Consider the following 22,853-nt stretch of genomic DNA (forward strand, 5'->3'; position numbering starts at 1 on the left):
TTAAGAATTATTATTTTCCAAATTATAACACATTACGATAAAAGTAAATATATTCCTGTCAAAATAAAAAAGATGACCTTAGCACTATAAGCTAAAGTCATCTTTCTCATTATTTTACTAACTCTCCATTATAAGCTTTTATATCAAGAGGAGCAGTTAACAACTGTTTTGCTTTGCTAACGAAAGATGTGAAGTGTTCACTCGTATTATGACTCGCAACTGCTACTTCATCTTTCCATACTTCTACCATCGTATACACATTTTCTTTTTCTGTATCTTTATAAAGATCATAAGACACATTTCCACTTTCTTCTCTTGAACTATGAATGAGTGGTTGAATTTCTTCTAAAAATGATTGTTGTTTCGCTGGATCTACTTGAAATATTGCGTGAATAATAATCATGGTGTTTCCCCTCTCATCTTTCACTTATTGAAGTTCTTTTATAAAATTATTTCCACTCTGCAACTTTTTCAATTGGAAGACGTACTGATTGGTAACCACTGTCAGCTGCTTTTCCGATTGAAATTAACATAACTGGTACGTAACGTTCTTTATCTAATCCGAACGCTTCAGCAATTTGGTCTTTTTCAAAACCACCAATTGGACAAGTATCATAGCCGTGAGCACGAGCTGCTAGCATAAATTGCATTGCTACAAGACCACCGTCAATAAGTACAGTATCTTTCATTACTTCTGGTGTAACCATTGAGAAGTAAGCTGAAAGTTTTTTCATTTGGTCTTCTTTTACTTCTGCTGGCATGAAACCACGCTCTACTGCTGTTCCGTAAATTTCTTCTGCGTTATCAAAGTTGTTTAAATCACCAAATAAAGCGATCATTGCTGAAGATGTTTCTACTTGAGATTGATTGAATTTCGCAAGTGGTGCAAGTGTTGCTTTCGCTTCGTCACTTTCAATCACTACGAATCTCCATGGCTGCATGTTTACTGAAGATGGTGCAAGTGTTGCTTCTGTAAGAATTTCTGTCATTTCTTCTTTGCTAATTTTCACTGATGAGTCGTATTTACGAATTGAACGACGTCCTGTTAAAATTTCGTTAAAATTATTTGTTTTTACTGAGTTAGTCATAGTTGTATTCTCCCTTTTTTAAAGTTCTTTTATGTTTTCTTGAATGTGAATTAACATATTTAAAAGATTATCGCGTTCTTCTTCACTTAATCCTTTAAATGCCGATGCTGCAAAACGTTCTTTTTCCTCTTGAAACGCCTGAATTTTATTTCGTCCCTCTTCAGTAAGAGAAACTAACGTAATTCTGTTATCGTCTGGATTTTTACGTCTTACAATCATTCCGTTTGCTTCTAGCTGTTTTAAATGCCTCGTTATCGCAGCGTTATCAATGTTCACTTCTTGCTGAAGTGCTTTTTGACTAATTTCACCTACTTCAAATAACTGAAGTATAAGCTCTAATCGAGACTGGCTCATACCCGTACACCCTTCAAATTTCGAACTTACTTCTTTATTTAGAAAGTGTAATTTATATAAAATAATCGCTTCTTTTGAGCATGAACTTGTCAAATTACCCCTCCTTTACAATCAAAACAAAAACGTTTGATGTATCAATAGTTGATATGTCAATTAATATAATCTATATCGATTTAGAATGCAAGCTTTTTGTTTTCATTTTTATTTTTTCCAAATTAAGGCGCTTTGTCGCGTTACAAAAAATGTAAATTACATTATAATAGTAATACTTTAAATGACTGGAGAGTGATTGTAATGCGGCAATACACAAATAGAAATGAGGAAATGAAAATGGAAAATGAAATGAGGATATTTATATATGACAACAATAAATATAGGGATTGTCGCGCACGTAGACGCTGGCAAGACGAGTTTGACTGAGCGTATTCTTTATGAAACGAATGTGATTAAAGAAGTTGGCCGAGTTGATAGTGGAAGCACGCAAACTGACTCAATGGAATTAGAAAGACAACGCGGCATTACGATTAAAGCATCTGTCGTGTCTTTCTTTATTGATGATATAAAAGTAAATGTCATTGATACACCTGGACACGCTGATTTTATCGCTGAAGTGGAGCGATCATTTCGCGTTTTGGACGGTGCGATTTTAGTTATTTCTGCCGTTGAGGGTGTGCAAGCACAAACGAAGATTTTAATGCGGACATTACAGAAACTCAACATACCGACTATTTTATTTGTTAATAAAATTGATCGTAGTGGTGCAAATACTGAAAAAGTTGTAAAGCATATAAAAACGATTCTTTCAAATGAAGCATTCCCCTTCTATTCTGTCCAAAACGAAGGAACAAAGGAAGCTCGTATTATTGAATATAAATCATATGACGATTGTATAGAACGATTAGCACCTTATAATGAATCATTACTTGAGTCATATGTAAATAACGAAATCGTAACGGACACATTATTAAGAGAAGAACTTGAAAAACAAATACAACAAGCAAATCTGTATCCGATCTTCTTCGGTTCAGCACTGACGGGTACAGGAGTAACTGAACTACTTGAAAATATTCCAGCGTTACTTCCAGCTAATAATTCGTCTCCAGATGAAGAACTGTCCGGTGTTGTTTTTAAAATTGAACGTGAACCTTCTGGAGAAAAGATTGCTTATGTAAGACTTTTTTCAGGTAGTTTACACATTAGAAAATATGTGGATATTCAGCGAAATGAGTCTCTACCACATAAGGAAAAGATTAAAAAAATGTGCATATTTCATAATGGAGATGCCGTTCAAACTTCTACCGTTCCTAATGGTGAATTTTGCAAAGTGTGGGGACTAAGTGATATTAAAATTGGTGATATTATCGGTGCACGGACTGATTATATAAAAGATATTCACTTTGCCGAACCACAAATGGAAGCTGCCATCGATGCAGTACCTAAAGAACGAATTCATGATTTATACACTGCTCTTATGGAACTATGTGAAGAAGATCCACTCATTCAAGTGTGGAAAGATGATGTTCATAATGAACTATACATTCGCCTTTTCGGTCAAGTACAAAAAGAAGTAATTGAAACGACTCTTTTTGAGAAATATAATTTGCAGGTTACTTTTTCAAATACGCGAGTTGTATGTATTGAGAAGCCAATTGGCATTGGGATTTCCGTTGAAGTAATGGGCGAAAAAACGAATCCATTTTACGCAACAGTTGGATTCAAAGTCGAACGTGGTGAACTTAATTCTGGCATAACATATACATTAGGCGTTGAACTTGGCTCACTACCTTTAGCATTTCATAAAGCGATTGAAGATACTGTATTTCAAACGTTAAAACAAGGTTTATACGGTTGGGAAGTTACGGATATTTCTGTCACGTTAACGCATACAGGTTATGCTAGTCCTGTTACAACAGCGAGTGACTTTAGAAACGTAACGCCACTCGTTTTAATGGATGCTTTAAAGAAAGCTGAAACATATGTATATGAACCAGTTAATGCGTTTGAATTAACTGTACCGGAGCAGGCAATTAGTACCGCAATGTATAAGCTCGCTGCTATTCCAGCAACTTTTAGCGAGCCGATATTCAATAATGACTCATACCATTTAACAGGATCGTTACCTGTTGCGAAAACAGAGAATTTTCAGCGAATGCTTCATTCATTCACTGAAGGAGAAGGCATATTTACAACGAAGCCAGCTGGTTTCACAAAACTGAAACCTCCCTTCCCTACTCGAAAACGTGTTGATTATAATCCGCTGAACCGGAAAGATTATTTGCTTCATGTGTTGAAGGCTTATTAAAATAAAAGAGGTGCAATTCGCACCTCTTTTTGCATGTATTGATAAGTTAGTTTTCCCTAACAATTTCTTTAAGCTTTTCTATTATTTTCGCTATCGCTTCAATTGAATTCTCTGTTTCAAATTCCCCAACATTTACAGAATGATTTGCATTTTTGATAACATCAATCGTTAAATTCGTTTTATATAACTGCTTAACTTGATCTGCATTATATTGATGATCTTTATCCCCAATAACTAAAAGCCCTTCGTGACTACTATGTAAAATAGAATCAAAAATAGATTCAAAAGTTAGTAAAGGTGTAAGCACTATCATTTTTGACTGCGTGAATTCTTCTCTCTTCATTAAATCATTCGCAATCGGAATTGTTCCGAGTGACTTCCCTAAAAACATCGATTTGCTGTATTGTTCATTTTTCAACACTTCATTTATTACGGGATTAATATCATCCATCATTACTTTCGTTAGTTCTTCTATTGGTTTATTCATTACCTGTTCATCGTAAGAGTAATGAATATGTACAACATCAATTTTATGTTCAAGCATAAGCATCGTCGCGTAATAAAATAACGGCTTATCGTAATTATATCCTGAACCTGAGAACATAAAGCAAACCTTACTAGAACCTTTTTCGATATGTGTGTAACGAATTACTTTGTCATTTATATGTACCTCTTTTTTAGTCCCCTTCATCGTTTCTCCCTCCGAATACATTTACTTTTGTAGTACGATATGTTCTGTGTGAACTGATACATCCTTTACTTTCTCTTTTATAAATGCAGGCTGTAAGTTATATGTATGCAGTTCTTCTACTGGCACCCATCTAAACAAATACGTTCTACCCTCTTCTTCCAAAATATATTGATCCGCTCCATTTGCAGGTAATTCATGTAGCTCTACTTCATAATAAAAACTAATCTCATGAAACCTTCGCTCAGAAAGTGTAAAGAAATTTTCTACTGACCATATTAATCTTTTCCTTTTAATAGGAACACCTATCTCTTCCGCAAGCTCTCGTTTTAATGCATCTTCTCTATTTTCTAGCATTTTCACTCTACCGCCTGGTACGTACCAAAAATCTTCACTGTCACCTTGCAGAATAAGTATTTTATTATCATGTTTACAAATTGCTCCGCCGCGGTAGTTAAAACATGTTTTCTCAACTTTGAACGTAAGATCCACAACGATTGTCCCCTATACTTCATTTAAAAATCGCTATAAAACTATTATGTATGTATCGTACAAATAAGATTACTAAATTTTTCTAGTTCGTTCAATAATTTTTCGAACTTTCCAAAAATTATACACATCATTTGTCATCACAAGTATAAATACATATGTCACAATTACTGCGCACACTTTGGAAGCAGTATGGGGGACGAATGCATCTATCTCTATCAATATACAAAATTGAAGAATCAAATAATTTTCAAGAAATCATTGTAAAAGATAAAGTGAAACATCAATAAGTGGAGTTTTTATCTTTTTCCTGTTGTTTTTAAATATAGTTAAGACATTATTAAAAAGACGCAAGGTCAACTTATGTGCTAATTAATTCTTTTTCTAGAAAAAGCGTCTTTTATTGCACTTGTTACTACATTTAGGAATAATAAAATAGCCATAACTGCCGTTAGTACATTAAATTGCTTTGTTTTATAAGGAGCGAACCATTCCGTAAAGAACTCTGAATTAACGAGACGATCCCCAACTCCTCCTTCCTTGAAGTTCGGTATCCACGAATTCATGTCAAGGATGATAAAAATTAGTTGCATAACGAAAAATGCTCCAATAGTTTTCAGCCAATTTCGTATTCGACTAGGACGCTCTTTTTTTAATTTCATTTAAACCATCCTCCTTTTAGAACTTGCTATTAAAGAGCCTTGTTCTGATAGATACGAATAGATAATATCCATGAAACCCCATAGCACCCCACTGCTATGACAGCAAATAAAAGAAATAATTTCAAATCTGAAATCTCTTTTAAAAAGGTCAGTACGCCATTAGCATATTTATTTAACAAATATGGAGTATTTTTCATTAAATATATAACTCCAATAGATAAAAATATAAAAACTGGTACAAGTGTTTTCACTTTAAATGCAACAAAAAATGGGATGTAAAATGCTGTTATCAGCATGACTGCCAAGAAGCCTAGTATGTAACTTTCTATGGAAAGTTGAAATTCCATGCTGTCTAAAATGAAATATTTTCCAACTAAACAAAATGGGATGATTACTATTGTAAAAAGTAAAGTTCCAACGTATTTTGAACTTATAATTTCCTTCCTAGTATACGGTAATGAGTTTACTAAAATATTAGCATTATCTTTATCATCAGATTGATATGTGTTAATTACAAAAACGGCACTACAAATGATTATGACATATGCTACATCCATGCCGGCCCACAAATAGGTAACTAGAAATAAGAGATAAGCAGGCAAGAAAGTTTTTTGTAAAATCAAATCCTTTTTAATTAAATTAAGCATCTTGAATCCCCCTTTTTCATGAAATACATAATATCCTCTAAACTCGGTTTTTCAATCACCACATCCTTATCAAATAAATTTTCGATAGAATGTGCATTTTCAATCAATCCCTCGAAACCTGTATTTGCCTTACGTACAGAAATAAATTCACGCTCAGTATCAAACTTTAACAAATCTAGTGGTCCTTTGACTAAAACATAATCCTCTGCAATGGCATAAATATCTTTTGTGAAAATATGCTTCCCATTTTGAATAAATGTAATATAATCGGCAATGCGGTCTAAATCCGTTGTAATATGTGATGAGAAAAAGATAGTTTTCTCTCCATCCTGCATAATATTTTGTAGAACATCCAATAATTCTCTTCTGAATACAGGATCAAGTCCAGATGTAGGTTCATCCATAATAATTAGTTCAGCATGATGTGAAAGGGCAATTGCGAGAGAGGCTTTCATTTTCATTCCTTTGGAGAATGTTTTCATTTTTTTGTTTAATGGTAATTCGAACAGCTCTTTATAATATGTAAATTGGTTAAAATCCCATTTTTTATAAGCAGGTGCAATAATTTTAGTAATTTCCTTTAATGTGAGTTCATCATAAAACACATTATCGTCATAAACGAAGCCAATTCTTTCTTTAATTCGTTTCGCATCAGTCGAATAGTTCATGCCAAATAAGGAGACGTTTCCACTATCCGGGTTTATTAGATTCATAATCATTTTAATTGTTGTAGATTTACCTGATCCATTTCCTCCAATAAAACCCGTAACAAATCCTTTTTTTACTTCCATCGAAAAATTGTTTATTTGAAACCCTTTAAAAGATTTACTGACATTTTGAAGTTCTATTACGTTTTCCAAGAGTTTTCCTCCTCGTATAAAATTGTAAGCATTTCTTTTAGCTCATTTAAAGAAACATCCATTTGCTTAGCATTTTGAATCGCTTCACATAACTTTTCTTCAACTGTTTTTAATTTTTCTTCTTTCATAGTTTCAATGTTTTGTTCTGCTACAAAGGACCCTCTTCCGACAATTGAATTAATAAAACCGTCTTTTTCCAGTTCTTCATATGCTCTTTTCGTTGTAATAATACTTACTCGTAAATCTTTTGCTAACTGACGCATTGAAGGAAGAGCATCTCCTTGTTTTAAATCACCTAGTAAAATAAGCTTTTTTATTTGGGCACTAATTTGTTCATAAATAGGTTCCTTTGAAGTGTTCGTAATAGTGATTTGCATGCAAATACCTCTTTTTAAAAATATTGTATATATACTTTATATACAATATATACTATCGTACATTTCAAATCAACAGAAATTTTCCAAAATATAGTTACAAACACAATCTAATAATGTAATTAATACAACTTATTTATACAGGCCTTCCTTGTATTAGCCGGATTTTGAGGCGGCGGTCTTGCTACTAGCTAATACACGATAAAGACTTCGTTGTGTTTACAGAAAAATTGGCACAACTGATAGTGTGAAAAAGAAAGAGTTTGAAATAGAAGAAAAATTTGAGGAAGTTGATATCAAGTTAGACTAGGATGAGGATGACGAAGAAGGACTGAAAAATATGTTTTCTAAGCTGCGGGAAATGTACGAGGAAGAACCAATTGAATTATAAATTCACATACGAAAAACACCTTGTTTCTTTAGTAACAAGGCGTTTTTTCTTAATACTAGGTTTAAATTGTTATTTTTCCGCTAAATTTATTAATACCATCTTTCTAACAATTCCTTCTCCCTTTCGCCTGAAATACCTGCTTTTAATTCCCATTCGTCTGTGCTCTTCATCCACTCATACACGTCTGTAACTGTCTCTTCTATTCTTCTAAAAGTAAGCCCTTCTTTCACAGCATTCTCGACACTAATAGAAAACCCGCCTTTCCACGGCTTCGTCTCACCATCTAATGGAAAAGTTTCCGGAATCCATAAAGGCATTTCTGTCCACGGCTGCACATTATGTTCACTCATAAACGATTCGTCTACCCAAACGAATTCAGCATCACTATGCGTAACCTTTTTACACGTATTTAATAGTTCTTCCATCGTCAAATCATAATTTGGACCTGTTACATTGAATATACCTGCATTTTTGTTTTCTGCCATGTTTAGTCCCCAATTTGCGACGTCTTTTATATCAACTATCTGCACTGGACGGTCTTTTCTTCCTGGAACTAACACCTTACCTCCTTTTGCTACACGCTGAATCCAGTATGGAAGTCGATCTGTATAATCGAACATTCCTGAAAGAAGTCCTGCTCTTACGTGTAAAACACGCCGAGGCCAATACTCCTCTGCTTCTTTTTCACATAATACTTTCAGCGCACCGTAATACTCATAAGGAGATACTTCACCATTCTCTACAGCCTTTATTTGCTCTTCCGTCGGTTCAGGTTGTAATATATAGTCTTCTTTTATATGATGTGGAATCCAATCTTTATATACGGAAAGGCTTGAGATGAATATATAGTGTTCAATATTATCTGTAAGCACTTCTCCAACATTTCTAATGTGATGTGGAGAAAACCCACACGTATCCACGACAACATCCCATTTTCGATTTTCTAAGCTTGATACACCACCATTTCTGTCACCGATTAACTGCTCCACTTCAGGAAAGAGTTCTTTGTTTGTTCCGCGGTTAAATAATGTAACTTCATGCCCTCTGTTCAAAGCCTCTTCTACAAATGCTCTGCCTAAAAATCGTGTACCACCTAGTATTAGAATTTTCATGGTTCTCCCCCATTCATCATTAAAAATCCTTTCTTTTGTTAAACGATTTTCTATCATAAAAAGTTACGGGGGATTTTTTATTTTAATCCTACAAATAAAAAGAATCCGTCTTGAAAAATTAATCAATACGGATTCTTAAATTAGATATAATTGTTAAATTACTAACTCCGCACAACTTCCCCATCAACTAACTCAATAATTCTATTACACTTATTCGCTACTTCCATATCATGCGTTACAATAATAATTGTTCGTCCTTCTTCATTCAGTTGTAACAGTAGATTCATAATTTCTTCTCCTGTTTTTCTATCTAAATTTCCAGTCGGTTCATCCGCCAAAATTAATTCTGGTTCACCTACTAACGCTCTTGCAATTGCGACGCGCTGCTGTTGTCCACCTGATAGCTCGTCGGGTGTTTTATACATATGTTCTTTTAATCCTACTTTATCTAAATAGAACTTCGCCTTATTTTCTCTTTCCCGTTGCTTTAGCTTTCTATATGTGAGTGGTAGCACTACATTATCCAGTACAGTATGTTCTTTTAACAATGCAAAATATTGAAAAATAAATCCGATCATTTCATTTCTTGTTTTATGAACTTTATTTGCTCTAATTTCAGTTAATGATTTTCCATTTAACGTATATTCACCCGCATTTGGCATATCAATTAACCCGATAACATTTAGTAATGTACTCTTCCCTGAGCCTGATCGCCCCATTACCGCTATAATTTCGCCCTTATATATCGTTAAGCTTATACCGTTTAACGCGAACGTATTATGGTTCTTGTTACTATACACCTTTTTAATATCTTTTAGCACAATCAAACTCATTATTCCATTCCTCCTATTAATGTTTTCGGTTCGAGCTTTCTAATAAATAAGAAGACAATGAGATTTGAAATAATGATGATCACTAGTAAGAATAGGAATACAAATAATAAAATAGGCATATTTAAATTTATTTCGCGTACGGACGCCGTATCAAAGTCCTTCGAAACTTGTAGATGATTCTCGTATCTCCATAAAAAGTAAACTATCGATAAAAACATACCAACTATCGCAATACATATGTTTTCTAATACAATTTGAATGAGCATCCCAAACTTACTTTCTCCAAGGACCATCTTAATACCAAATTCCCTCTTTCTCATTATGATGGAAACAATTGTCGTTACGACCATTCCCGCTATTATAAATAAAATAAATAGACTTCCTACTATAAGATCGATATTTTCCGTATCCATACTACTAGTAACGGCTTCATTTATTTCTTCTCCTAAATTTTTTAAGTATAACGTAACGTCGCTTCCCTTCAGTTGAATCATTTCTTGTAGTTTGTTTATATCTGCGTCTCTTTTTAAATTCATAATTGTACTTTGATGTAATCTTGAAAACATTATTTCATAGTTTTCATACCTATCAATTGGCATGGGTGATAACATAGCCTTGTCTAATTTCTGGTATATACTCACTCCGTTACCATCTATAATAAATTTATTTTCCGGTAAAAATCCAATAATCATATATTGATTATTGATTGTATCCCCTATTTGAAAATATTTCTTAAAGTAAGGACCTACCAAAACATTCGTTTTCTCTTCACTATTTTTGTGGAAGTCTCGATACGAAAAGCCTGCTCCAGTTTTTATGGGTATATTCAGTAATTTATAATAATCTTCATCTATTGTAATTATACGAATAGTAGGATTTTTATCGCGAAAAGTTTTGTTTTTCAATTCTTCTAACATACTTTCTTGGAGCGGTCGATTGCTGGATTCTAGTTCGATTATGCTCTCTTCGTATGTACCATACGAAATCACATCTTTATTTTGCTGCATTTTTTTATAAATTTCTTCGACTTGTCCTTTATTAAATTGATCTGCCTTCAACCTATCAGTAGTCATCCCATCATAAGTGATGAAATATGTACTTTCTAAATCTAGCAACGAGTTGGAACTGTTTTCAAGATAGTGAAAATTACAAAGCATATTAATGGAAAGGGTTATTGCTGCTAATCCAAACGTGAATTGTATTAAGAGAAAAATAGAAATGAGCAATCTATTTTTCAGGGCCATAAGAGCACTTTTTAGTCTCATCTTATTTACTCCTTTAACCCTTTAGCAGGTTCAATTTTAAGTATTTTGAAAAATGGTATTACAGCGGTGATGAACGAAATAAACAAGGAAATTACTACACTCATCACAACTTTAAAAACATCTATATGAATAGTAAAACCCATTACATGCACTATGCTTTTATTCATTGTACTTAAAATCCATTGCATACATATCGCACAAATAGCTGCAACGATTGCGCATATGAATAATTGGCTAAATATGAATACAAATAAATTCAAATTGCTTGCTCCCAACGTTTTCCTTAAGGAAATACTCTTCTTCTTCGTGTAAATCCAAAAATAACTCGCAATTATACAGTTCATTACAGCAATAAAAAGTAGATTGTACGGAAGAGTAAGTTGTGCTCTCATAGCTTTATTCGAGCTTTTTTCGTTCTCATAATTCTCCTTTTCATTTATCACTTTCACATTCGTATCAATTCTATTTTGCTTAATATACCGAATAAATGTATCTATTTCTTGTTTAGGATTTTCGTTAGACCTTACTATCATTTCAAATGTATTTTCATTTTGCATACGTCGTTTTATCTCATCAGGCATGTCACTTAAGCCGACAAAAACATTGGAATTATATGCGTATCCAGTATTCGCAGCGCTCACGCCTTTAACTCTATACTCTCTACTAAACAGTTTTATTGTTTCAGATTCTTTATAAATTCTCTTTCCAGCAATTACACTATTTTCTTCCCCATCTTCCATACGAGAACCTTTTATTAAAGGCGGAGACCAATTTTTATTTATAAGACCAACCATCGTTACTTCACCTATGCCGGGGATTCCCATTCTCATATTATTTGTAATAACACTTGAGTTCTTAAAACTAGTTCCTGTTACCTCTTGAATTGCTTTGAAATCCAATTCCCCAAAGCTAGTAAGCTGAACAGTATAGTAATATTTAAAATAACCATTTTTGTACTCATAAAATTTTTCATCGTAATAATCTCGAATCGACATCGCTATAAGTATGGGCAGAATTGTTAAAGTAAATCCGATAAATAACATAATGAATATTTTTCTGTTCACTGCTATTTCTTTTAATATTAGATTCATATACCCTCCAAACGTCAAAAAGGTAAATACCCTTTTTGACAAATTCCATATAAACGCTGTACTTATCAAAAAAACTTAAAATATTATTCTATTTCCTTAAGCCATCAAGAAATGCACATTAACTTTTAATTCGCCCCTTTCTTTAAAATGTTTTTAGTATGCGGATTCATTATACATAGAAAAATAAAGATTAAAATAAATAAATCAAAACCTTAACATTTTTTACACTATATTTATTTTTCGGTTAACTTAATGACATTAAGTTATTTTCCCATCTCCCTTTCATGTAAAATGCCATATATAAAGGCGGTATGAAATCTCATACCGCCTTATATCTTAAATTTAATTGTTTTGTATGTAAGGAAGAATATATTTCACAATCAATTCCCATCTATCCCCTGCATTCGGTATAATTTCAGACGCAATCACCACTACCAATTCCTTCTCTGGAATACAACAAATCATATTCCCACCATCACCCATTGCACAGTATGAAAAGATTCCATCTTCTTCTCGTAACCACCATAAGTAACCATATTGATTTTGGTTCATTGTTGTCGATTCTTTTATCCAGGATTTTGATAGAATTTGTTTTCCATTATGAATACCTTCATTCAAATACATCTGTCCAAACTTAGCCATATCTTTAACTGTTAACGTTAGTCCCCAGCCGCCTGTCGAAATACCATTTGGATCATGAACCCATCCTTTTACATCTTTTCCGAATAAGTCATCAAATCCAAACGCTTTCATATTGTAGTTTGGAATTTCTCTCATGTCGAGTGGCTGAAATAGCTGTTCATTCGCAAATTCACGCACACTTTTTCCTGTTGCACTCGTGATAATTGCTGATAGTACATGCGCTCCTGCAGATGAATATTTAAAAGTTCCAATCTCTCCGCCGTTCCCCATTCTATGAAGTGTATACTGTACCCAGTCTGGTTGTGTACATAATTCTTCTAACGGTTCCTGCCAGTCTACAAAAGGATATGGAGCTGTCATTGTAAGTAAGTGTCGCACTGTTATTTCAGATTCCTTACGTTTATATTCAGGAAAAAACTCTATTACTTTTTGATCAACGCTTTTTATATAGCCTTTATCTATACATATCCCAATTAGGACCGAGATTATCGTTTTTGTGACTGACGCTACATGAAATGCATCATCTGGACCATGCCCGTTATAATAGTTTTCAAAAATAACATTACCTTTCTGCACTACTAACATACCATTCATGTTTTTATATTCTTCTTGTATCATCTGATCTAACTTTTCAGCAGTTTTCATTATTCCTTCCCCTTTAACCTATAATTAAAAAGGTTCGATAGGTACATATATATCAACTATATGTTTATTTTCTGGGTGCTGCCTTGGGTCATTTTTATACATTTCAAAAGGATACGCATCTCTCGGTTTATATCCGCTATTTGGTAGCCATTCACCGTATAAAAAATCCCATGCTCTTTTATATTCATCTTGTTGTATTTCAAAATGACTTACCGCATACTTTCCAGAAGGTATTACCATTATTCCAATGTTGCTCGTTTCTACTGCGGATTCATCCGGAATTGTTATACATAAACTAGTCCTTAACTGATAGTCCTCTGTAAATTCATGATTATCGTGGTAAATGGTTAATACTTTCGTATCCTCAAATACATGATAGTTTTGCTCAACTGCGTAATGAAATAGTTTCTCTATCATTTTTGGAAAAGCTATAGTTAACTCTTCATATGTACCTGTATGTCTTATGTATGCGACGTTTATATCATCCACTGTTACAATTTCAACATTCCCTCGAACCTTCTTACATTCATTGTATTGAGAAGTTCTTCTTACGTCTTTGCAATTCTTGCTATTATGGTTTCGATATTGAGACGGACTTACTCCGTAATAATTTTTAAATGTACGGGAGAAAACTGCTGAATCTGTGAAACCAAAATGGTAAGCGATGTCAGTAATCGTCATATCCGAACGGTATGTAAGAAGGTTTGTTGCCCTTTCCAGTTTCAATCGGTTTACATACCGAGATAATGGTTCATCTACTATCCCTTTAAAAATTCTATGAAAATGATACTTTGAAAATCCTGCTACATCGGCTAGCTCTTCAATAGATAGTGAACTATCGATGTTGGATTCTATATAATCTTGAACCTTATGTATGCGTCTTACATACTCATTTCTACTTTGTTTATTCTCCATACTTGTTATCTCCTCACAACAAAAAGGCTAACTTTGTGCTAGCCTACTTTTACACATGTTTCAAAAATAAAACTCTACTCCCGCCGTTCCCATCATAATTTGTATGTACCGATACACCCTCTACCTCATCATCCCCAGCCTCAATTCGAAAACCGATTTCTTGATGAAACTGTATCGATTTTTTATTAACTGGTGACGTAATTGCTTTTACAACTTTACGATTATTTGCACGTGCGACATCAAAGAAATACGAATACAATGTCGATGCAATTCCTCTTCTTCTATACTTCGGATTTACCCCGATAAAATGAACGTACGCTTCCTCTTTATGCGTTTGCGAAAAGAATCCGCATAAGAAACCTAACGTTTCGCCATCTTCTTCAATGATAAAACTCGTTTCTTGAAAGTGAACGAAAAACAATTTTGGCAACATAGCAGCCATGTCTCTCCCGCCCCACCAATCATTTAAAACAGAATGAATCTTTACATAATCTTCCCCTTGGATGTTTCTTACTCGCATACGTTTCTCCCTCTCACTCACTTCATTTTTTCATAAATTTTAATGACTGTTTCTACTAAAAGGATAAATACCCATATCCCGCAAAATACAAGAACTGACTGAAATATAGAACCTAACATAACAATACTTATTAAACCTAATTCCGATCCCGAAATAGATATTTCATCAAACCCAAGATTATATATAAATGGACCAGTTGAAAAAGCCATTAAAATTGATCCTATTAAATAAATCACACTCATTATTTTTAATATTTTTATAGAAAGATATGAAGTTTGTTTTTCTTCCACTTGTGATAATTCGATTTCCCCACTCGCAATTCCTTTTTGCAAACAGTCCTCACATAGAAATTCTTCCTTAATTTTTTTACCACCGTGCAATGTACCTGTAATTTCTTTACAGCGAGTACACTTTCGATTTATCATTTTGTTATCACTCCAATCTATTAAGATTGACTTATATAATTCTAACCTTACCTTATTATTCCTTTTATGTATTTTATAGAGAGGTGACGTGTTTTATGATATCTAAACTTACTTTTGGCTATAAAAAGCCTACTGAGCAATATGTATTACGACCTAGTTGTTATGCAATTATTTTTAACTCAACCTCTTCAAAGATTGCTGTTATCCAAAAAGGAGACCGTTATTTTTTACCCGGCGGTGGTATGGAAGGTACCGAAACAAAAGATGAATGCTTACATCGTGAACTACTAGAGGAACTAGGTTGTGCAATTGGAATTGATCAATATATCGGTAATGCAATGCGATATTTTTATGCGGAAAAAGAAGATACTTATTATTTAAACGATGGGTTCTTTTATATTGCGAACATGGTGCAGAAACAAACTGAAAGCTGCGAGGAGGATCATGTTCTAAGGTGGATGTCCCCTTTACATGCTGTAGAGCTTCTCATTCACGATCATCAAAAATGGGCGGTTGAACAAGCGCTTTTAATACGAAATAAAAAAGGTTCTCCTTCTATATGAAAGAGATCCTTTTTACTGTTAACTTACTTTTTTCAAATTGAGAGCTGGCTTTTTGATTCCGCCTTTTTTTACAACATATAAGCCGATAAAGATTATAAGTCCGCCAACTAGTTGCATCATATTGATTTGTTCTCCGATTGTTACGGCTGCAAAGATCACTGCAAATAATGGCACAAGATACATATAAACCATTACTTTCGTTGAGCCGATTTTACTAATACCGACATACCACATTGCTAGTCCGAAGATGGTCGCAAAGACGATTGAATATGCTAGTGAACCCCAGCTTGGCATATCTACTGGCCACGTTAATGTGTTTACGTTGAATAAACAATATATAACGAGAGGTACAATTCCAATTAAAGTAGACCAAGATGTGACTCTCATTGCGGAGTATTTTGTAATAAGAGGTTGTGCTAATATTGGATACCATCCCCAAGCAATTGCTGCGACTAATCCAATTACATTTCCAAGCCACGCATACTCGTAAGTAGCTCCTCCTGTATGTCCTGTTAATAAAACGAATGCTGCACCAATAAACGCTACTATTGAACCAATTTGTACTTTCATCGAAAAACGTTCTTGTTTGTGTAATACTGCTAATATCCCTGTAAATATAGGTGACATCGCAATTAATAATGAGGCGTTCGTTGCTGAAGTATATTTCACAGATAGCATAAACATCGTTTGATACATTGTCGTACCAACGATACCGACTGCTACTAATCGTAGCCAATCTTTTCTTTCAATGCGTAATGAGCGTTCCATTAAAAATGTAATAAGTAATAATACCGGTGATGCTACTAAAAATCGTAAACTATTAAATTGAATGGATGACATAAATGCCACGCCATACTTTCCAATTGTATAATTTGCTCCCCATACTAACGCTACTGATACTAGGAGCCATTCCATTTGCCATCGTTTCATCCGAATCTCCCCTTCCATATTTAGCATAGTAAAATTGGCTGGATATAACACCGTCCAATTGGCTGTTTTTTTACCCAGCCAATTTGCTATACTGGATGTATATAAGAGATACGGAGGCGTTTTTTTATGGAATGGAAACTAGATAGTGACAGTAAAATCCCTATTTATCAGCAAGTTGTTGACTTTATTGAAAAACGTATTACATATGGAGAACTTCCTCCAGGTAGCTTCCTCCCTTCCGAACGGAAATTAGCTACACAGTTAAATGTAAACCGTAGTACAGTAACGACTGCTTATAATGAACTACGTGCTATGGGAATTGTAGAAAGTACGACTGGTAAAGGAACACGCGTGAGTACACATATGTGGGGTGTTTCTCCAACATTAACGCCGAACTGGAGAAATTTCGTGGAAGGCGGTACGTTCTTACCAAACTTGCCGTTACTTCGCCATATTCGGGCAGAAGTACAACAAAATGAAAACATTATTGATTTTGCAAACGGAGAACTCGGTTGTAATCTTTATCCTCACGATCAACTACAAACGATTTTACGGGAACAACCGTTAACACATTCATTAAGTTACGATCATCCGCAAGGCTATCTCCCGCTTAGACAAGCGGTAGTAAAATATATGAAAGAACATTTAAAAGTTGAAGCGACTGAGCAATCCATAATGATTACATCTGGTGCACAGCAAGCACTTCACCTTATCGTACAATGTTTATTAAATCCGGGTGATGCTGTTGCTTTCGAAAGTCCTTCACACTGTTATTCCTTACCTTTATTCCAATCAGCGGGTATTCGTATTTTCCCATTACCTGTTGATGAACACGGTATTAATCCAGATGATGTGCAAGAGCTATATCGAAAGCATCGTATTAAAATGATTTTTTTAAATCCAAACTTCCAAAATCCTACGGGCACAATGCTGCATCCAAATCGTAGAAAAAAACTACTATCCCTTTGTGCAGACTTACGTATTGCGATTGTGGAAGATGATCCGTCTAGTTTACTTACGCTTGAAAAGAAACAACCTTGCCCTACTTTGAAATCAATAGATGAAAATGGAACTGTCATCTATGTACATTCCTTATCAAAAATGATTGCACCAGGTTTACGAGTCGGCTGGCTCGTCGCTCCGCAATCGGTAGTAGAAAGGTTATCCGACGCAAGGCACCAAATGGAATTAGGTATGAGCATTTTCCCGCAGTGGCTTATGCAGCAGTTTTTCGAAACTGTGCCATTTCAGTCGCATATCGTACCGTTACGAAAACAGCTAGCAGAAAAAAGAGACGTTATCGTTCGAGCCCTAAACGAGAAACTTCATGATAAAATCTCTTTTTCAAACCCGACTGGTGGTATTTATATATGGGGAAAATTAAAAGAACCGATCAACGAAAAACAACTCATTATGCAAAGCTTAAAACAAGAAATTGCTTTTATGCCCGGTAGTATTTTCGGTGCGAAAGATGGTTATATACGTTTATCTTATGGAAAAGTGAATATTGATCAAATTGAGGAAGGTATTTCTCGTTTGCGGGAGGCTATTTTGGTTTGTGGAAAATAAGTAGTATCCTTGCATATCATCAATATAATTTAATTCATTTTTAACTAAGTACATAAACTAAAAAACACTTTAGTTTATGTACTTGTATTGGTTCATTTTTTTATTTCAATAAAATATGTATCATAAGATTCTTTCAAAGTATAGCCTAGCTTTTTTGCTAGTTCAACAGATTCAGAATTTGCTCCATCCCAACTAGGATATTTTCCTCTATCTAAACAATCTAATATAATTGCAGATGCTACAATCATAGCTAAACCTTTTCTTCTATGTTCAGGATGACTCGCAATTTCAATCTCGATACCATCATTAAATATACTGAATGATGTTGCAGCAGAAACAACTTGTCCTTTATTTAAAATGGCGTACCCTACGCCCCTATCAATAAAATCATCGATTGAATCAAACTGACTAGTAAAATCTTCTGAGAGTGCATGAAATGAAGATGACTTTGCTATATCTTTATCAATTTTTTTCATTTCGTAATTTTGAGGTAATGTAGACAATATATCCCGTATGTATTCTTTATCTAAATCGCCGGGGTTTTTATTAAATCTAAACCTTTGAAACTTCTCAATTGATCCTTTGTGAACAGTCTCTATCCGTTTTTTCCATTCATCCGAATCAACAATGGCAAGAGTAAAATCAGGTAGATTATATAATAATTCTTCCGCCTCTTCTGCGTTTGGATTCCCGGCATAAAACACAAAAATTCCTACAGTTATTTGAGCAACAGTTGGATTTTCGAGATTGTCTACCCACGCATTTCCCATATGCCCTTGGAGATAGGAAAGTACAATCGTGCTATCGAAATCATCAAACATCTCAACTAACTTTTGCCTTACATTGTTATCTGCTTTATAAATCATTCCATTCCCCATTTCTGAAAATTATTATTATTACACCAATTGTATATTAACATATATTTTTAAATACATACAATTTTTGTAAGTTAAAATACAAAATCCTCGTTTGACAAAACCTAAATCTACCATTATCATCAACACGAACCTAGTTATAGGAGTGATACCAATGAAAATCTATGTTGATGCAGATGCTTGTCCTGTAAAAGATGTAATTATTTTTGAAGCTACAAAGGCAGAAATTCCTGTTACCCTCGTTACAAGCTTTTCTCATTATTCTAATGCAGAGCAGCCAAAAGGCGTAGAAACAATTTATGTTGATTCTGGAGCAGATGCTGCGGATTACCGAATTATGCAGTTAGCCCAAAAAGAAGATTTAATCATAACACAAGATTACGGTCTTGCTTCGCTTGCTTTAGCAAAAGGCTGTATCGTACTACACCATAAAGGCTATAAGTATACGAATGATAACATTGAACAATTGTTACAAACACGATATTTAAGTGCAATGGTTCGAAAAAGCGGTAAGCGTACAAAGGGACCAAAACCATTTACAGCAGAAGATAAAGAAAAATTTAGAGTGCTCTTTAAAAGTATGATTGCACTGTAGAAATGAACCGTCTATTTGTAAAGAAAGAAAAGAAGAGAATATCCAAATGAACATTCTCTTCTTAAGACTTACCCGTTTAAAATGAAGGTAAATTATCTAAGTTATTTTCTTTTATTCCATCAGGTTCGCTACGTATAATATCTCTGCCATACTTATGAAATACGTCCACATGAGCTAACTTCCCTGATTTTGCTTCACTAAGAGCAGTCATATAATCTAACTCTCTCCCGCTACTTGTTTTAAACGCTATTAAATCCCCATCATCATTTTTACGAACGGCAACAATTTGTTCTGCTCCTGTATTAACTTCATGGTCTACTTCTAATTGAGCTTGTTCTTCTCCTTGATATAAATAATCATTATACACTTTTTCAAAATCTTTTTTGTCCATTAAACTCACCTCCAACACATTTTATTAGTATGGTTGGGAGGTGCTGGTTTTATGTAATTTCCTTTTAGCAAAATGGATTTTTAATACCTACGCAAATCCTTCAAAGTTTCCAAAATATCATCTGTAAAGGCTGTGCTACCCTCTGTCTCTAAAACTCTAAAATATAAACTTCTTAAGAAAGCTCTAATATTTTGTACTAAAATATCATACTGAGGATGCGGAATGTCTTCAACAATTGCTATACTATGTAACCAGTTGCTCCACTCTTCTTCTGTTAAAAGATTTTGATTACGTAACGACATAATTGGCGTTACTAATCTCTCATCCTCAAAGTGTATGTAAACATAGTCATTTAGGCGAACTTTCTGACGAACAGCTGCAAGAATCGCATATGAAAACTCACGATTTTGTATTGTACGTGCTAACGCATCGAGCGCATCCGCTGCATGTGCAGTAGAGTGTGCCCATCCTTTTCCTTCTACATAACCTCTTACATCTTCTTCTAAATATACATATTCCAGCACTTGTTCTGCTACACTGTACAGTTGTTCTTCAGATAGCAACGGTTCTCTTTCATGAACAGATAAAATAAGTGGTGGAATTAATACAGAGAATGCACGTTTAAAAACAGAGTCTGTTCCCTTTTCACCAATTTTATAAAATAAATAATCAGGACTAATTGCTTGTAGCATTAATCCCCGTAATTCTTTTTGTCTAAATACATCATTTGTAATCCATGTGTGAAGCGTACTATAAATTAAATCATCACGTAATTCAGCATCAGGTGATCCGATATAATCTAGCATCCACTGCGCATATGGATATGCATCTACGTCTTCTGGTACAGCATAATTATTATTTTTAATTTGTAGTAGTTCTTCTTTTAATTCTAGTACTTCATTCATTCTATTTTTCTCCCCTTTTTGCGTTTCTTATTGCCTTATCCCCCGTTTTTCACTTTCTAAAGCTAATATAATTATACGAGAATTATAACTATTAATAAAAGGCTATACATATACTTTTGATTGTGTATTACATTCGCTCTTGAAATATAAGTTCTGGATTTGCTAAATCACTATTCCGAAATACAACATCCGCACACTCTTTCGGATTATGCTCATCCATATACATCTTACAGGCCGCATGATACCTGCTCAAAAACATCTTCTCTGCTTCTTCATAACTTCCAAAAGCTTCAGTTTCCCGCTTAGCACCACGTTTTCTCGCAATCTCAAAATCTGTATCTACAAAAATTTTGTAATCAAATAAATGCTCAACGTCTTTTTTTAATAGAAATGTTCCATCTACTATGAGTACCATATTGGTTTGAGCCATTAACGGCTCATTATGTACAGGAATATCCGTTTTTAAATTATGAGAGATCGTTTCATACTGTAAATTCCCATTAGGTCCTAAAGGTTTTAATAGTCTTTCTTTGAAAGCTGTATAATCGTGTGCGTCTTCATAATACCCTCTTGCAGATTCTTTACCTTGTGTATAACGAATCACTTTTGGGTTATGAAAATCGTCAATGCTAGCGCGCGTTACTGGTAACCCTCGTTTTTTTATTTCTTCCGCTACTTCGTTTGCAAATGTTGTTTTTCCTGATGCTGTAATACCGCTTACTCCAACTCTTGTTGGGTGAGTTAAGTTTAATTTTAAAATATGATCTACAATTTCTTTAATTTGTTGTTTTCGGTTCATGATATTTCCCCCTTCATTTAGTTTACATAACAAAATTATAATTAACTTTATATGTCACTATTTGTCGGTAAGTCGATATCCTATGTCGAATCGTCGATAAATCGAAAAAATCGTTGATATATTTTAAGTTACGATAGATATATTTGAAAAATCGTTGATATATTTTGATTAGCTTACTTCCCCTTAAACCCTCGATATACAGCAGTCCGTAACTCTTGTTTGTATTCTTCAATTTCTGGCATATCGAGCTCTTCTGCCAGCCTGATAGCTAATTCAATATCGTACGGTACACGTACGAGTTGTATGGAAAAGCTCGCTGCTTCTTTTTCATTGTAAATCCCTTCGAATATTAAATAAGAAGCTTGTGTAATTTCAAGCGGATTTCCTACACTACCAGCATTACATAACGTTTTCCCTCTGAAATTTTGAACGAATGCTTGGTGAACGTCACCGTAGCAAACGACATCTGGTTTTCTTTCTCCTTCTATATTCTCCGTGAGCTCACTGTTTTCGAACATACTAATACGCTCTTCTCTTGAAGCGTGTGGTTGTATTCTTTCATATAAACTTCTCGGTGAAGCGTGAAACATTCGAATGAGTTTTCCACTCATATAAAACTCGATTGAAAATGGCAAGCTTCTTAAATAGTCATTTTGTTCTTCCGATAGTTGTTTTTGATGCCATTTTAATGCTTCAAATTCAGTCGGCTTTGTAATAAAATCATCCCAGTTTCCCATTACGACTACTTCACATTCTTTACGAATGATTTCAATTACTTCGCTAGAATGAGGACCTTTCCCTACTAAATCTCCAAGACAAATTATGCGTTTGATTCCTCTCAATTTAATGTCTTGTAGTACAGATTCTAAAGCTGGAATATTACCATGTATATCTGAAATTACTGCTATTTTTTCCATATAAAT

General features: G+C 34.2%; 27 protein-coding genes and 1 pseudogene. 5 read left to right on the top strand and 23 right to left on the bottom strand.

Annotated elements, in window-relative coordinates; genetic code table 11:
- Positions 1–109 precede the first annotated feature (109 nt).
- Genes ACTFR9_RS07485 through ACTFR9_RS07495 form a run of 3 tightly spaced genes read right to left on the bottom strand, consistent with a single transcriptional unit; the run spans position 110 to position 1,535 of the window.
- Positions 110–403: a putative quinol monooxygenase gene (locus ACTFR9_RS07485; protein ID WP_098487292.1), complete on the bottom strand. Its 294-nt coding sequence runs from the start codon at positions 401–403 to the stop codon at positions 110–112.
- Positions 404–449: 46 nt separating this feature from the next.
- Positions 450–1,088 carry a nitroreductase family protein gene (locus ACTFR9_RS07490; protein ID WP_000185409.1) on the bottom strand — a complete coding sequence of 213 codons (639 nt, stop codon included), beginning with the start codon at positions 1,086–1,088 and terminating at the stop codon, positions 450–452.
- A gap of 18 nt (positions 1,089–1,106) precedes the next feature.
- A complete protein-coding gene (locus ACTFR9_RS07495) occupies positions 1,107–1,535 on the bottom strand; it encodes a MarR family winged helix-turn-helix transcriptional regulator (RefSeq protein WP_000204165.1) in 429 nt (142 codons plus the stop codon).
- A gap of 265 nt (positions 1,536–1,800) precedes the next feature.
- Here ACTFR9_RS07495 and ACTFR9_RS07500 point away from each other — a divergent pair, with 265 nt between their 5' ends.
- Positions 1,801–3,744 carry an elongation factor G gene (locus tag ACTFR9_RS07500; protein ID WP_098487293.1) on the top strand — a complete coding sequence of 648 codons (1,944 nt, stop codon included), beginning with the start codon at positions 1,801–1,803 and terminating at the stop codon, positions 3,742–3,744.
- A 46-nt stretch (positions 3,745–3,790) separates the two neighbouring features.
- Here the strand turns inward: ACTFR9_RS07500 and ACTFR9_RS07505 are convergent, their stop codons facing one another.
- The 6 genes from ACTFR9_RS07505 to ACTFR9_RS07530 all read right to left on the bottom strand — a co-directional run bounded on the left by ACTFR9_RS07505 (position 3,791) and on the right by ACTFR9_RS07530 (position 7,467).
- Complete coding sequence (locus ACTFR9_RS07505; RefSeq protein WP_000679148.1) at positions 3,791–4,435, bottom strand: alpha/beta family hydrolase; 645 nt, start codon at positions 4,433–4,435, stop codon at positions 3,791–3,793.
- A 21-nt stretch (positions 4,436–4,456) separates the two neighbouring features.
- Positions 4,457–4,924 carry an NUDIX hydrolase gene (locus ACTFR9_RS07510; RefSeq protein WP_098487294.1) on the bottom strand — a complete coding sequence of 156 codons (468 nt, stop codon included), beginning with the start codon at positions 4,922–4,924 and terminating at the stop codon, positions 4,457–4,459.
- A 365-nt stretch (positions 4,925–5,289) separates the two neighbouring features.
- The gene (locus ACTFR9_RS07515; RefSeq protein WP_000768433.1) at positions 5,290–5,583 is read right to left on the bottom strand and encodes a YfzA family protein; all 294 of its coding nucleotides are present in this window, start codon (positions 5,581–5,583) and stop codon (positions 5,290–5,292) included.
- A gap of 29 nt (positions 5,584–5,612) precedes the next feature.
- Positions 5,613–6,230 carry an ABC-2 transporter permease gene (locus ACTFR9_RS07520; protein WP_000933347.1) on the bottom strand — a complete coding sequence of 206 codons (618 nt, stop codon included), beginning with the start codon at positions 6,228–6,230 and terminating at the stop codon, positions 5,613–5,615.
- Positions 6,218–7,090 carry an ABC transporter ATP-binding protein gene (locus ACTFR9_RS07525; protein WP_000432461.1) on the bottom strand — a complete coding sequence of 291 codons (873 nt, stop codon included), beginning with the start codon at positions 7,088–7,090 and terminating at the stop codon, positions 6,218–6,220. The genes ACTFR9_RS07520 and ACTFR9_RS07525 overlap by 13 nt, the downstream gene beginning before the upstream one ends.
- On the bottom strand, positions 7,078–7,467 hold the full coding sequence (locus tag ACTFR9_RS07530; RefSeq protein WP_001167463.1) for a GntR family transcriptional regulator: 390 nt from the start codon (positions 7,465–7,467) through the stop codon (positions 7,078–7,080). The genes ACTFR9_RS07525 and ACTFR9_RS07530 overlap by 13 nt, the downstream gene beginning before the upstream one ends.
- Positions 7,468–7,738: 271 nt before the next feature.
- Here ACTFR9_RS07530 and ACTFR9_RS07535 point away from each other — a divergent pair.
- Positions 7,739–7,855 (top strand): annotated as a pseudogene (locus tag ACTFR9_RS07535) (DUF4240 domain-containing protein); the annotation flags it as partial.
- Between the two features lie 89 nt (positions 7,856–7,944).
- Here the strand turns inward: ACTFR9_RS07535 and ACTFR9_RS07540 are convergent.
- The 8 genes from ACTFR9_RS07540 to ACTFR9_RS07575 form a co-directional block, all read right to left on the bottom strand.
- Positions 7,945–8,967: an SDR family oxidoreductase gene (locus ACTFR9_RS07540; RefSeq protein ID WP_000697721.1), complete on the bottom strand. Its 1,023-nt coding sequence runs from the start codon at positions 8,965–8,967 to the stop codon at positions 7,945–7,947.
- A 161-nt stretch (positions 8,968–9,128) separates the two neighbouring features.
- Positions 9,129–9,800, bottom strand: a complete 672-nt coding sequence (locus ACTFR9_RS07545; protein ID WP_000053194.1) for an ABC transporter ATP-binding protein — start codon at positions 9,798–9,800, stop codon at positions 9,129–9,131.
- On the bottom strand, positions 9,800–11,065 hold the full coding sequence (locus ACTFR9_RS07550; protein ID WP_001237488.1) for an ABC transporter permease: 1,266 nt from the start codon (positions 11,063–11,065) through the stop codon (positions 9,800–9,802). Before ACTFR9_RS07550 ends, ACTFR9_RS07545 begins: the two co-directional genes overlap by 1 nt.
- 5 nt (positions 11,066–11,070) lie before the next feature.
- A complete protein-coding gene (locus tag ACTFR9_RS07555; RefSeq protein WP_001048979.1) occupies positions 11,071–12,156 on the bottom strand; it encodes an ABC transporter permease in 1,086 nt (361 codons plus the stop codon).
- A gap of 342 nt (positions 12,157–12,498) precedes the next feature.
- Positions 12,499–13,443, bottom strand: a complete 945-nt coding sequence (locus ACTFR9_RS07560; RefSeq protein WP_000844681.1) for a serine hydrolase domain-containing protein — start codon at positions 13,441–13,443, stop codon at positions 12,499–12,501.
- Between the two features lie 24 nt (positions 13,444–13,467).
- Complete coding sequence (locus tag ACTFR9_RS07565; RefSeq protein WP_000428680.1) at positions 13,468–14,358, bottom strand: AraC family transcriptional regulator; 891 nt, start codon at positions 14,356–14,358, stop codon at positions 13,468–13,470.
- A gap of 49 nt (positions 14,359–14,407) precedes the next feature.
- The gene (locus ACTFR9_RS07570) at positions 14,408–14,878 is read right to left on the bottom strand and encodes a GNAT family N-acetyltransferase (protein WP_001266048.1); all 471 of its coding nucleotides are present in this window, start codon (positions 14,876–14,878) and stop codon (positions 14,408–14,410) included.
- Positions 14,879–14,895: 17 nt separating this feature from the next.
- Positions 14,896–15,303 (bottom strand): DUF3980 domain-containing protein, encoded by a 408-nt coding sequence (locus tag ACTFR9_RS07575; protein WP_000610502.1) that lies wholly within the window; start codon positions 15,301–15,303, stop codon positions 14,896–14,898.
- A 95-nt stretch (positions 15,304–15,398) separates the two neighbouring features.
- On the opposite strand from ACTFR9_RS07575, the gene ACTFR9_RS07580 reads away from it, so the two are divergent.
- Entirely contained in the window at positions 15,399–15,866 is a 468-nt protein-coding gene (locus ACTFR9_RS07580) for an NUDIX hydrolase (protein ID WP_000624030.1), read from the top strand.
- Positions 15,867–15,884: 18 nt separating this feature from the next.
- Here ACTFR9_RS07580 and ACTFR9_RS07585 read toward each other — a convergent pair whose 3' ends face one another.
- Positions 15,885–16,796: a DMT family transporter gene (locus ACTFR9_RS07585; RefSeq protein WP_000832949.1), complete on the bottom strand. Its 912-nt coding sequence runs from the start codon at positions 16,794–16,796 to the stop codon at positions 15,885–15,887.
- 126 nt (positions 16,797–16,922) lie between these two features.
- Between ACTFR9_RS07585 and pdxR the strand changes: the two genes are divergently transcribed.
- The gene (pdxR, locus tag ACTFR9_RS07590; RefSeq protein WP_000454927.1) at positions 16,923–18,365 is read left to right on the top strand and encodes a MocR-like pyridoxine biosynthesis transcription factor PdxR; all 1,443 of its coding nucleotides are present in this window, start codon (positions 16,923–16,925) and stop codon (positions 18,363–18,365) included.
- 92 nt (positions 18,366–18,457) lie between these two features.
- Here the strand turns inward: pdxR and ACTFR9_RS07595 are convergent, their stop codons facing one another.
- Positions 18,458–19,231: a GNAT family N-acetyltransferase gene (locus ACTFR9_RS07595; protein WP_000639431.1), complete on the bottom strand. Its 774-nt coding sequence runs from the start codon at positions 19,229–19,231 to the stop codon at positions 18,458–18,460.
- Positions 19,232–19,394: 163 nt separating this feature from the next.
- Between ACTFR9_RS07595 and ACTFR9_RS07600 the strand changes: the two genes are divergently transcribed.
- Positions 19,395–19,835, top strand: coding sequence for a YaiI/YqxD family protein (locus ACTFR9_RS07600; protein WP_000708752.1), 441 nt, complete (start codon positions 19,395–19,397; stop codon positions 19,833–19,835).
- A gap of 76 nt (positions 19,836–19,911) precedes the next feature.
- Here ACTFR9_RS07600 and ACTFR9_RS07605 read toward each other — a convergent pair whose 3' ends face one another.
- The 4 genes from ACTFR9_RS07605 to ACTFR9_RS07620 form a co-directional block, all read right to left on the bottom strand.
- Complete coding sequence (locus ACTFR9_RS07605; RefSeq protein WP_000358185.1) at positions 19,912–20,226, bottom strand: DUF3892 domain-containing protein; 315 nt, start codon at positions 20,224–20,226, stop codon at positions 19,912–19,914.
- Between the two features lie 80 nt (positions 20,227–20,306).
- Entirely contained in the window at positions 20,307–21,131 is an 825-nt protein-coding gene (locus ACTFR9_RS07610) for a DUF2785 domain-containing protein (RefSeq protein WP_001006678.1), read from the bottom strand.
- A 127-nt stretch (positions 21,132–21,258) separates the two neighbouring features.
- Positions 21,259–21,930 (bottom strand): uridine kinase, encoded by a 672-nt coding sequence (locus ACTFR9_RS07615; RefSeq protein WP_001080541.1) that lies wholly within the window; start codon positions 21,928–21,930, stop codon positions 21,259–21,261.
- 173 nt (positions 21,931–22,103) lie between these two features.
- Positions 22,104–22,847 (bottom strand): metallophosphoesterase family protein, encoded by a 744-nt coding sequence (locus tag ACTFR9_RS07620; protein ID WP_000410979.1) that lies wholly within the window; start codon positions 22,845–22,847, stop codon positions 22,104–22,106.
- Positions 22,848–22,853 lie beyond the last annotated feature (6 nt).

Source organism: Bacillus cereus group sp. MYBK222-1 (genome assembly GCF_051916425.1).
In the GTDB taxonomy this organism is placed as follows: domain Bacteria; phylum Bacillota; class Bacilli; order Bacillales; family Bacillaceae_G; genus Bacillus_A; species Bacillus_A paranthracis.

What these genes read in the sequence shown, in the direction of transcription:
- ACTFR9_RS07485 (WP_098487292.1), bottom strand. Translation starts at nt 403, where the DNA reads ATGATTATTATTCACGCAATATTTCAAGTAGATCCAGCGAAACAACAA.
- ACTFR9_RS07490 (WP_000185409.1), bottom strand. Translation starts at nt 1,088, where the DNA reads ATGACTAACTCAGTAAAAACAAATAATTTTAACGAAATTTTAACAGGA.
- ACTFR9_RS07500 (WP_098487293.1), top strand. Translation starts at nt 1,801, where the DNA reads ATGACAACAATAAATATAGGGATTGTCGCGCACGTAGACGCTGGCAAG.
- ACTFR9_RS07505 (WP_000679148.1), bottom strand. Translation starts at nt 4,435, where the DNA reads ATGAAGGGGACTAAAAAAGAGGTACATATAAATGACAAAGTAATTCGT.
- ACTFR9_RS07515 (WP_000768433.1), bottom strand. Translation starts at nt 5,583, where the DNA reads ATGAAATTAAAAAAAGAGCGTCCTAGTCGAATACGAAATTGGCTGAAA.
- ACTFR9_RS07520 (WP_000933347.1), bottom strand. Translation starts at nt 6,230, where the DNA reads ATGCTTAATTTAATTAAAAAGGATTTGATTTTACAAAAAACTTTCTTG.
- ACTFR9_RS07530 (WP_001167463.1), bottom strand. Translation starts at nt 7,467, where the DNA reads ATGCAAATCACTATTACGAACACTTCAAAGGAACCTATTTATGAACAA.
- ACTFR9_RS07540 (WP_000697721.1), bottom strand. Translation starts at nt 8,967, where the DNA reads ATGAAAATTCTAATACTAGGTGGTACACGATTTTTAGGCAGAGCATTT.
- ACTFR9_RS07545 (WP_000053194.1), bottom strand. Translation starts at nt 9,800, where the DNA reads ATGAGTTTGATTGTGCTAAAAGATATTAAAAAGGTGTATAGTAACAAG.
- ACTFR9_RS07550 (WP_001237488.1), bottom strand. Translation starts at nt 11,065, where the DNA reads ATGAGACTAAAAAGTGCTCTTATGGCCCTGAAAAATAGATTGCTCATT.
- ACTFR9_RS07555 (WP_001048979.1), bottom strand. Translation starts at nt 12,156, where the DNA reads ATGAATCTAATATTAAAAGAAATAGCAGTGAACAGAAAAATATTCATT.
- ACTFR9_RS07560 (WP_000844681.1), bottom strand. Translation starts at nt 13,443, where the DNA reads ATGAAAACTGCTGAAAAGTTAGATCAGATGATACAAGAAGAATATAAA.
- ACTFR9_RS07565 (WP_000428680.1), bottom strand. Translation starts at nt 14,358, where the DNA reads ATGGAGAATAAACAAAGTAGAAATGAGTATGTAAGACGCATACATAAG.
- ACTFR9_RS07570 (WP_001266048.1), bottom strand. Translation starts at nt 14,878, where the DNA reads ATGCGAGTAAGAAACATCCAAGGGGAAGATTATGTAAAGATTCATTCT.
- ACTFR9_RS07575 (WP_000610502.1), bottom strand. Translation starts at nt 15,303, where the DNA reads ATGATAAATCGAAAGTGTACTCGCTGTAAAGAAATTACAGGTACATTG.
- ACTFR9_RS07580 (WP_000624030.1), top strand. Translation starts at nt 15,399, where the DNA reads ATGATATCTAAACTTACTTTTGGCTATAAAAAGCCTACTGAGCAATAT.
- ACTFR9_RS07585 (WP_000832949.1), bottom strand. Translation starts at nt 16,796, where the DNA reads ATGAAACGATGGCAAATGGAATGGCTCCTAGTATCAGTAGCGTTAGTA.
- pdxR (WP_000454927.1), top strand. Translation starts at nt 16,923, where the DNA reads ATGGAATGGAAACTAGATAGTGACAGTAAAATCCCTATTTATCAGCAA.
- ACTFR9_RS07595 (WP_000639431.1), bottom strand. Translation starts at nt 19,231, where the DNA reads ATGATTTATAAAGCAGATAACAATGTAAGGCAAAAGTTAGTTGAGATG.
- ACTFR9_RS07600 (WP_000708752.1), top strand. Translation starts at nt 19,395, where the DNA reads ATGAAAATCTATGTTGATGCAGATGCTTGTCCTGTAAAAGATGTAATT.
- ACTFR9_RS07605 (WP_000358185.1), bottom strand. Translation starts at nt 20,226, where the DNA reads ATGGACAAAAAAGATTTTGAAAAAGTGTATAATGATTATTTATATCAA.
- ACTFR9_RS07610 (WP_001006678.1), bottom strand. Translation starts at nt 21,131, where the DNA reads ATGAATGAAGTACTAGAATTAAAAGAAGAACTACTACAAATTAAAAAT.
- ACTFR9_RS07615 (WP_001080541.1), bottom strand. Translation starts at nt 21,930, where the DNA reads ATGAACCGAAAACAACAAATTAAAGAAATTGTAGATCATATTTTAAAA.
- ACTFR9_RS07620 (WP_000410979.1), bottom strand. Translation starts at nt 22,847, where the DNA reads ATGGAAAAAATAGCAGTAATTTCAGATATACATGGTAATATTCCAGCT.